The organism is Andreprevotia lacus DSM 23236 (assembly GCF_900176275.1).
Classification (GTDB): Bacteria; Pseudomonadota; Gammaproteobacteria; order Burkholderiales; family Chitinibacteraceae; genus Andreprevotia; species Andreprevotia lacus.
The window spans coordinates 1-8,916 of record NZ_FWXD01000060.1 but is presented as its reverse complement, the minus strand read 5'-3'; the positions used below and the strand labels follow the sequence as shown (position 1 = coordinate 8,916).

The window sequence follows — 8,916 nt, the reverse complement described above, 5'->3', positions numbered from 1 at the left end:
CGAATCGCCGGCTGTTGCAGCAAGGTGGCTTCAATCTCGCCCAGCTCGATGCGGAAACCACGCAGCTTGACCTGCTGATCACTGCGGCCCAGATAGTCAATGCGCCCATCCGGCAACCAGCGCGCCAGATCGCCAGAACGATACATGCGGCTGCCAGCCGGCCCATACGGATCCGGCAGGAAGCGTTCGGCACTCAGGTCTGGCCGGTTGAGATAACCGCGCGCCAGCCCGATGCCGGCAATATACAGCTCACCGGCCACCCCGACCGGCACCGGTTGCAGGTGGGCATCCAGCAGATACACCCGGGTATTGGCGATGGGCCGGCCAATCGCCGGGGCGTGTTGCTGTACGGTGTCAATCTGCGCCAGGGTGGCGCAGACCGTGGTTTCGGTCGGCCCATAGGCATTGCAGAACCGTCGGCCTTGTTGCCAGGTATTGGCCAGCGCGGCCGGGCAAGCTTCACCACCGACAACCAGCGTTTTCAGCGCGGGCAGGGCAGAGGCATCCAGCATGGGTAGGGCTACTGGCGGCAGCACGGCAGTGTGTACAGCGTAGCGCTGCAAGGTAGCCAGCAAAGCCGGACCCGGCACCAGCGCACTGCGCTCGGCAAGGCAAAGTATTGCGCCGGACAATAGCGCCAGGAAAATTTCCCACGTCGCCGCGTCGAAATTCAGCGATGCAAATTGCAGCATGCGCTGGCCAGGTTCAAGACCAAACGCCACAATATTGTCGTGAACCAGATTCACCAAGCCAGCGTGCGGCACCAGCGTGCCCTTGGGCGAACCGGTCGAGCCCGAGGTATAGATCACATAGGCCAGTTGCTGCGGCCACACCGGCAGGTTCAAGCGCGTTGACGCCAGGCCGGCCAACTCGGCCTGCCGCTCCGCCTCATCCAGCAGCCACACCGGCCCGGCGTAGGCACGCAACACATCAGCATGTGCCTGTTCGGCCAACACCAGCCGCGGAGACGCATCGGCCAGCATGTGCGCCAATCGTTGTGGCGGATAAGCCGGATCGAGCGGCACATACGCCCCGCTGGCCTTGAGGATGGCCAGCAGCGCAATCACCAGCTCGAAGGAACGCGACAAACACACCCCGACACACACATCGGGCCCGACCCCGGCAGCGCGCAAAGCGTGTGCCAGTTGATTGGCGCGGGCATCGAGTTCGGCGTAGGACAGCACGGCATCGCCGAACAACAAGGCGGGGGCAGCTGGCTGGACATCGACTTGTTGTTCGAACAGCTGGTGGATACCGACATGAGGGCAGGGCGCTGCCGTTTCGTTCCAGCCGAACAACACGCGCTGTCTAGTGTTTGCATCCAGCAAGGAAATCCGGGCTAGCGGCGATGCATCTGAAACAGCCAAGCCAGCAAGCAGCTGCTGCCATTGCAGCTGCATCTCTGCGACATGGGCAGAGTCAAGCAAACCGGAATCGAAAACCCAGCGGGCGCCACCACCATCTGCCATGATCTGCAGCACGCAAACTGCATTGCTGCCCAATAGTGGAACTGGTGCATCGAACTGCGCCTGGCTGACTATTTCAACGACCAAGGGCCAGGATTTTTCGCCGCCGCCACGCAATTCGGGATAGCGTTGCACCACGTCGCGTGCGGGCAACCCATGTTGCTCGAGCCGGTTGAGTTGCGCGGTAATTTGCTGCTGCAACTGCGGGAACGGCAAGCTCGAATCAATCTTGCAATTCAGTGGTACCGCATCGGCAAAAAAGCTGCGCACAAGCGTCGGCATGCTTTGCAGTGCCAGAGGTCGATATCCGATTGAAAAACGATCAATCTGGCAAATGCGCCCGAGGAGTGCAGCAAATGCAGCCACGGTGCCCGCAAACTGGCGATCGTTTTCTGCATCGCGCAGTACAGGGATGTGAAGGTGGCTGATGGGCGCAGCTGAGCCGGCAACATGGCGGGCAAGGGGGAGACGGACCGGCTCGGCATGCTGCCATTGATGCCGCCAGAATACTTCATGGCGGGACGATTGCTCGTAGCGCTGCCCAAGTTGTACAGCATCGCTGCTGGCCAGCTCGGGCACTTGCATACCCGTCACGCACCCAAGATCAAGCGGTGAAAGTGATTCGCCGCTCAGGCTGGTCAACCCGGATAGTCTCAGCGCACCTTGCGCAGTGGCGATCGTGATGGTTGTAGCGTCAATCGCCAACACTGTACCGGGGATATGTACCACTTCTGTATGCAGTGCCACAGCGATCCCGACACTGCACCAGCCAGCAGGTGCCAGCAACTTGGCCGTGCCCAACGGGTTGGCGTAGGGACCGAAATGCAGCGCCTTGACCAAGGATGCCAATTGTTGTGCTGGTTGTTGCCATTGCAAGCTACAACCGGCTGCTGGCCGCAGGCGGTTGGCAAAGAAAGTCCGCTTGCTTGCATCTTGTGGCTGTTGCTTGACGGTGCCGGCGGCCAGATCGGCCAGCAAGACATCGAAGGCTGACAGTGCCGCGTCATAGCATTTGGCGTTCAGCGATAGCGCTGTCTCGTCAGCTGCAATATCCAGCCATGCCTGCTGGAGCAAGGCGCCCGCATCAACCTGCGCGTGCATCAAATGCCAGCTGACCGCATGGCGCGTTTCACCATTGATCAATGCCCATGTTGTTGCATGGGTACCGGCATAGCGTGGTAGCGGGCCATCGTGGTAGTTAATCGCATATCCCGCAGCCAGCGCCAGCAAGGCTGGTGACAAGATCGCCGGATTTACGATACTGAAAATATGCTCGAAAGCTCTACCATCGAGCAGTGCAGGCAATGACGCAGCGCTTTCGGTCACCATGATGCAGTGCGCCTGCGCCCATTGCTGCAAACGTGCGTCACGCGTTACCACGGCAAGAATGTCATGCCCTTGGGCCAGCAAGCGCTCGGCACATGCCTCGGGCAACGTGGTTTCCCCAATCAGAACACAACGGAAAGCGTATTTCGTGGTCATCGAGCGTATCCAGCAAGGCTGAGCGGAATCTGCGGTAAGGTCATCCGTTACCGGCCGCAGCGCATTCTGACACAAGGGAATAGCCTTATTGCGCTGGATACGTAATGGTATTGTTTGTGTGCAACAGCGTGAAGTTGGAGAAAATATGGAAAATTAGAAGAAAGTTATGGATATCAGTTACTTGGTACTTTTCCCGCCGAGATCCGCTAACAAAACTCCGCAGGTGGCGCTGCATTCACTTGCTGCCGTATGGCTCGTTCTGTCGTGTTTCACGTGCCTTGCCAGCACCACTTCACCAGGTTTTTGGCATTTTACTTTACATAATATACAGTGGTAGTGAAGTATATTTGTAAGTATTTGCCTGTTCTGCTGTAACGCTTGGGTTCCCGAATAGGGCTATTGTCGCGGCCAAAGCCACGGCGGCAATCGTAGAACCCGACGAAGAGAAACTGCGTTTTACCTCCTCCCAGTACCCGCGCCGTTCCTCGGTTTTGGCGCGCTCTGCCTCGATGATTGCCAGCAACTGGCGTGCATCGATCTTCAGGAGTTTTTGTAGCTCCATGAGTGCATAAGCGTCTGGAGTGCTTCTGCCGGTTCGCCAGTGGCTTACCGTTCCATGTGTTACACCTAGCTTTCTTGCTAGGTCGCTATAGCTTTCACACCCTGAGGCTTTCTTTGCCTCTTCGATGATTTCTTCCAAGTTTTCCAAGCGTTACTCCATTGACGTTAACTTGTTATCGCGTGTTAACTTTGCACCACGTTAACAAGTTATCACTCTGCGATGCCCCGCAAAAAACAGCTTCCAGAACTCCGCCACTTCGATGCCTCCCTGACCGGGGCCGACTTTGCCGCCATTGATTCCGCCGTAGCCTATACGTTGTCGGCTGAGAATCAAGCGCGTCTTGCGCTCCGCGATGAGTTCGGGGTTGATTTCGAGTCCGCTGTTACCGCACTGATGCCGCAATGGTACGGCCAAGAACGCCGTGCTGCACGCTATGACGAAGCCGGTGTGACCGCGTGGGCAGCGCTACAACGCCAAGCCGGCGAAGCCGGGCGCGCTTGCGCGACAGGCTTGCCGGCTGGGCAGCGCGAGACCCCCACAGGTAACACGGGGTTAACTCCCGCTCCCCAGGTGCTGCAACTGGTGATCTCGTCCGGTGGTCGCGTGAAGACAAAGGAATACCCGGTACGTACCGGTCCCTGCGATGACGTGGCTTTTATCGACTGGGTGAACTTCACCTTCCACAAAGACACCTGTCTCCAATATGCCGATTTTGCCAACAGTCACGAAGACTACGTGCTCGCCCTCTCCGAGCGGCTTGAAGCCGTGTTCGGCTTCGGCGTTACCGGCCCTCGCCAGTCCGGTAAGCACTTCTTCCACGATAGCTTCCCGCTCGGTGACGGTTATGGCTTCGTCGCCATTGGTGGCCAGCGTGATCGCATGGAAGTTTCCATCAGCGGTACCGGCTGCACAGCAGCAAAACCCGGCTGGGAGCAACGGCTAGTCCTCTGGTTGGAAGGCGAAGCGGTAAACCCCAAGCTCACCCGCGTAGACCTCGCGCACGATGATTTTTTCGGTGAGCGCTACAGCGTGGATCGTGCCGACGCCGATTACGATCAAGGAGCATTCCAGAACTATCGCGGCACTGCGCCGAACGTCGAGCATGTTGGCAACTGGAAAAACCCGACAGGGAAGGGCAGAACGCTGACCGTTGGTCTACGCACTGGTGCCAAGTTCTTGCGTGTTTATGAGCGTGGCCGCAAAGAGGGTGCCCGCGATTCAGAATGGGTACGCATTGAAGGCGAATTCAAAGCCGTCGATTGCGTCCTGCCCTATGAAATGCTTCTTCAGCCCGGCAAGTATCTCGCTGGCATGTATCCGGCCCTCGGCTGGATCAGCGAACGCCAAAGCCGTGTCGAGACCCATAAGCGCCAGCTTGAAGTGAATCTCAACGCGTCGATCAACAACATCAAGAAGCAGTTCGGCCAGTACGTGCACGTCCTCCGCGAGGTCGTGGCCGATGACGCCCAGTTGCTAGACCTTATTTCCCGCGAAGGCATGCCCAAGCGTCTCAAGCCTGCTGATTGCACGCTCGCCCCGGCCCCGCTGCGTCTTTCCGACAAGTACCAAGGCCTCACCCCTTCCGAAGTCGCCGCGCTCGCTCAAATGGGCCATATCGACTTCGCACCCAGCTATCTGCTCCCGATGCCATGGGCCACATCGGAACCGGGCTTTACGGCCGACATATCGAGGATCTGACCATGCAACAACTTCGCGCAACCATCGTAGGTATCAAGTTCTTTGACGGCGACGTGGATGGCAAAACCTACAAGTCCACCACGCTGTTCGCACTCTTCCCGCTGGAAAACAACGGCCGTCAAAAGGGCATGTCCGTTGCCGAGCTGAAGAGCCCGGACCCGGCGCTTTACAAAAAGCTGGAAGCGCTGCCGTTTCCGCTCGAGGCCGACATCTCCGTCGAACAGGTCGTTGCACGCGGCCAGATCAAGATGGAAGTCGTTGACGTCAAGCCGGTCGGGCGCGTCAACGTCGCAACTGGCGAAGTTGCCGCGGTCGCGGCCAAACCGTAATGGCCAGCCTCAGGCCGGTGTGGATCGTCCAGGACAGAGATTCCGGCCTGTTCCTGTTTCCCGACGATGGCACCGTTGGCTTCACCCGGATGGTGAATGACGCCGGTCTTTTTGATTCAGAAGAGGCCGCAGTCGAAACCGCGATTGATTTTCTTGATCGCTGGTTGATTTTTAGTTTTTTTGTAAGAGAAGAATGATGGCGATGTGTTATTCGTTTGTCGTTTCGCAAACTTCCGGTGAGGGGCTTGCTGCTTATTCCGATACCGGTCGCCCTGCCATTCTTGTAAAAGTCGTTAATCTCGGCGCTATTGCTGATATGGCCTCTTGTCCGGGCTATGTCGCAATGACTGCTGCCGAAACCAGAGATGCGTTTATTGCTCAGGAGATTTTTTCTCAACCCACTCCCGAGCAATTTACCGCAGCAATCAGCGCGGGATTGATTGCCCCGTTGCTGTGTTTTGTAGTAGCTCGCCAATTCGGTGAAGTAATCAATTTTTTCAAATAGGAGTTTTTTATGAATCTGCAAAATCGTATTTCCCTCGCTGTCGTTCTCGCGCTTGCCGCTGTTTCGTCGCAAGCCGCCGCTATCAATATCGACTTTTCCCAGATTACTGGTGCGCTCGATGCAACGTCGATCATTACCGGCATTGCTGCTGTTGCCGCGATTGCCATCTCCCCGCGTTTCGCGCGTTGGGGCTTTAAGCAGGTCATGTCCTTTTTTGCCTAAGCCATTTTAATGGCGGGGGCTTCGGCCCCTTTTTTTATTGGTGACTGAAATGATTTGGCTCTTTTCGTCTTTCTTACTCGGATTGCTTTGCGCATGGGCAATTATTGCGGGGCTTAAATGATTCGTCTACTCGTATTGTTTGTTCTGTTGTTTTTGTCCGCCAAATCATTTGCTGTTATTGAATACTCCTCCAATGGCGGTATTAATTGGCAGACAAATCCATCGATGATGTGTGGTGGTTTCACCGGCGTTAAGGGTATTACATGGCGCGGGGACCCTACGGTTTTTCCTCGTTATGGAGTTGCAACAGTTGGTTGCGGTTGCGGTATTAATTATGATCCGTGTAATCTGCAATCAGATGTTCGCGAGTTGATGGGGCCTACGCCTACCCCGTTTCCAACTAGCCCACCAGCTACCCCCGGTCCTAATCCCTGCAGAGCTGGAACTAATTTAGGTACCGGCGATTGGTATTCGTCGTCTCCTAATACTGCAGCGTCGTCATGTATTGGCGGTTGTGTTGCGTTATTTACCGGCACTAGCGCATCTAAATCCAGCGTTATTGGTGGCAAGACCCAATACGGTTCGCATGGTTCGTATACGCAGACAGGTACGTCTTGTACGGCTGCCGATGGCAATGGGGCACCACAGTTGTTTACCACGCCTCCGCCTAATACATGTGGTGCTAATCAGGATTCGGCTGTCATGAACGGCGTTCTCAAGTGTTTTGATCGCGTTACTCCTGCTCCGGTCCCTTCCGGCCCTCCCAGCACTGGCGGCACACCTGTCCCTGGTACTACCCCTGCGCCAGGTGGTACGCCCGTTCCAGGCGGCACGCCTGTTCCTGGTGATGGCGGCGGCGGCGGCGGCGGTGGCGGTGGTGGCGGCGGCGGTGGTAATCCCACTGGTACCCCTGGAACTGGCACAACAGGTGTTCCCGTTCCTACCGGCGCGCCCGATGATGGTGATCCGGGTCCCCTTGGTTTGAAAGGGCCGAAGGATGGATTTTATAAAAAAGGCGATTCCACATTTAAGTCAGTTGCGTTAGATAAAATTGATGAGTTAAAAAACGCTCCAATTGTTAGTGCGGCAATTCATTTTTTTGATATATCCGCAAATGGAACTTGTCCTGTTTATGCCTTGCCTACAATTTCCGTAATGGGCCATTCGATTGGTGGCAATGTTATGGATATGTTTTGTTCTCAAATTGCATATCAAATTTACGCGGCTATAAAAGTGATGCTTGCTTTGATTGCCACTTGGGCAGCATTTAAATTCGCTATTTTACGATAGGCTATATATGTCCATCATTTCCAAGATTAAAGATTATATTGTTGAATTTGGGCAATTTATTACTGATACCATAATGAGTATCGCTCAGGCATTTAAAGATTTGCTTTATGATGCCATGCTCTCAATTTTTTCTGCTTTGATGGATATGATTATCGCTTTGGTGAATAGCATTCAAGTGCCTGAATTTATTTTAAAGGGTATTTCTTCGCTAATTGCCCAGTTGCCGCAATCGTTGCAATTTTTCTTGAGTGTCTGCGGATTTGCAGAGGCGTTTTCCATTCTTGGTATTGGTGTGGGCGTTCATTTGATTCGTAAGTTCGTGACTCTTTTCCAGTGGTGATGACATGCTAATTTTCCATGAGGGATTGCCCGGTGCTGGTAAGTCGTATGAAGCGATGGTCAAGCAAATTATTCCGGCGCTGCAAAAGGGTAGGGCGGTATTTACCAATATCCGCGGCGTCAATCATCAGAAAATTGCCGAAGTTACCGCTATTGATATAGAGCTTGTTGAGGCGTTGATTAAGTGTGTATCCCCTGAGGATACTAAAACGCTCCTCGAAATTGCTGAAAATGATTCACTGGTGGTCATTGACGAAGTTCAAAACCACTGGCCGTCTAAGTCCGGCAATATGAATCCAAAAGAACAGGAATGGGTTACTGAGCATCGCCATCTTGGCATTGACGTTGTTTTGCTTGGGCAGGATCGCCGCGACGTTCACCCTATTTGGCGCCGTCGTATTGATCAGTTATTTGAATTTCGCAAACTCGATGCCTTGGGCGCAACAAAGCGTTATGCGTGGATTTGTTCAAAAGCGGTCAAATCTGAAGAATTTCAGCAGATCAGTAAGGGCGTTGGGAAATATGACGAAAAGTATTTCGGCACATATGCTAGTCATCGTGAAGAAACGACAAATACTGAAACTCATGCGGATGATCGTGGCAATATATTTAAGCGATCATTGGTTCGTGTGGGTGGCCCTCTTGTTTTGGCCGCTGTTGGTTTGGCTATTTTTTTCTTGTGGAGTTTTTTTCATCCTAGCAGGCTGGTGAGAAACTCCCAACCCCTTGCAGCAAGCGGAGTTTGAGGCAGAATTCCGCCTCAAACCAGCCACCTACTTTCCCCATTTCCTATGCGCGGCCAAGAGAATCCACAGTCGTCGATGTTCAGCTACGTCAGCCTCGAACATCGTGTTCCCGCCGATCACCCACTGCGCCGCTTGCGCCTGCTGGTCGATGGCATCCTCGCCAACATGAGCACGATGTTCGATGAGCGCTATTCACATACCGGCCGCCCGTCGATTCCACCCGAACACTTGTTGCGAGCGCTGCTGCTGCAAATCCTGTTCACCGTGCGCAGCGAAC

11 protein-coding genes are annotated in these 8,916 nt (G+C 54.7%); 9 read left to right on the top strand and 2 right to left on the bottom strand.

The genetic code is table 11. The features are described 5' to 3' along the window. Both B9A19_RS21605 and B9A19_RS22375 read right to left on the bottom strand, forming a co-directional pair. On the bottom strand, positions 1–2,948 hold a 2,948-nt coding region (locus tag B9A19_RS21605), incomplete at its 3' end, for an amino acid adenylation domain-containing protein (protein ID WP_139799056.1). A gap of 316 nt (positions 2,949–3,264) precedes the next feature. Further along, positions 3,265–3,657, bottom strand: a complete 393-nt coding sequence (locus tag B9A19_RS22375) for a helix-turn-helix domain-containing protein (protein WP_139799055.1) — start codon at positions 3,655–3,657, stop codon at positions 3,265–3,267. Positions 3,658–3,729: 72 nt separating this feature from the next. Here B9A19_RS22375 and B9A19_RS21595 point away from each other — a divergent pair, with 72 nt between their 5' ends. From B9A19_RS21595 to B9A19_RS21560, 9 genes are all read left to right on the top strand, one after another. Then, entirely contained in the window at positions 3,730–5,208 is a 1,479-nt protein-coding gene (locus B9A19_RS21595; RefSeq protein WP_084093217.1) for a replication initiation factor domain-containing protein, read from the top strand. A 2-nt stretch (positions 5,209–5,210) separates the two neighbouring features. Then, positions 5,211–5,537, top strand: a complete 327-nt coding sequence (locus tag B9A19_RS21590; protein ID WP_084093216.1) for a hypothetical protein — start codon at positions 5,211–5,213, stop codon at positions 5,535–5,537. Continuing rightward, positions 5,537–5,734 carry a hypothetical protein gene (locus B9A19_RS21585; protein WP_084093215.1) on the top strand — a complete coding sequence of 66 codons (198 nt, stop codon included), beginning with the start codon at positions 5,537–5,539 and terminating at the stop codon, positions 5,732–5,734. Before B9A19_RS21590 ends, B9A19_RS21585 begins: the two co-directional genes overlap by 1 nt. Before the next feature lie 5 nt (positions 5,735–5,739). Beyond that, entirely contained in the window at positions 5,740–6,042 is a 303-nt protein-coding gene (locus B9A19_RS22370) for a hypothetical protein (RefSeq protein ID WP_139799054.1), read from the top strand. Positions 6,043–6,051: 9 nt separating this feature from the next. After that, positions 6,052–6,264 (top strand): hypothetical protein, encoded by a 213-nt coding sequence (locus B9A19_RS21580; protein WP_084093214.1) that lies wholly within the window; start codon positions 6,052–6,054, stop codon positions 6,262–6,264. Between the two features lie 117 nt (positions 6,265–6,381). After that, positions 6,382–7,554 carry a hypothetical protein gene (locus tag B9A19_RS22740; RefSeq protein WP_176217059.1) on the top strand — a complete coding sequence of 391 codons (1,173 nt, stop codon included), beginning with the start codon at positions 6,382–6,384 and terminating at the stop codon, positions 7,552–7,554. 7 nt (positions 7,555–7,561) lie between these two features. Next, positions 7,562–7,894, top strand: a complete 333-nt coding sequence (locus tag B9A19_RS21570) for a hypothetical protein (protein ID WP_084093212.1) — start codon at positions 7,562–7,564, stop codon at positions 7,892–7,894. A gap of 4 nt (positions 7,895–7,898) precedes the next feature. Continuing rightward, positions 7,899–8,639, top strand: a complete 741-nt coding sequence (locus B9A19_RS21565) for a zonular occludens toxin domain-containing protein (RefSeq protein ID WP_084093211.1) — start codon at positions 7,899–7,901, stop codon at positions 8,637–8,639. 45 nt (positions 8,640–8,684) lie between these two features. Further along, positions 8,685–8,916 (top strand): transposase (locus B9A19_RS21560; protein WP_505579042.1); only part of this gene is annotated, 232 nt, incomplete at its 3' end.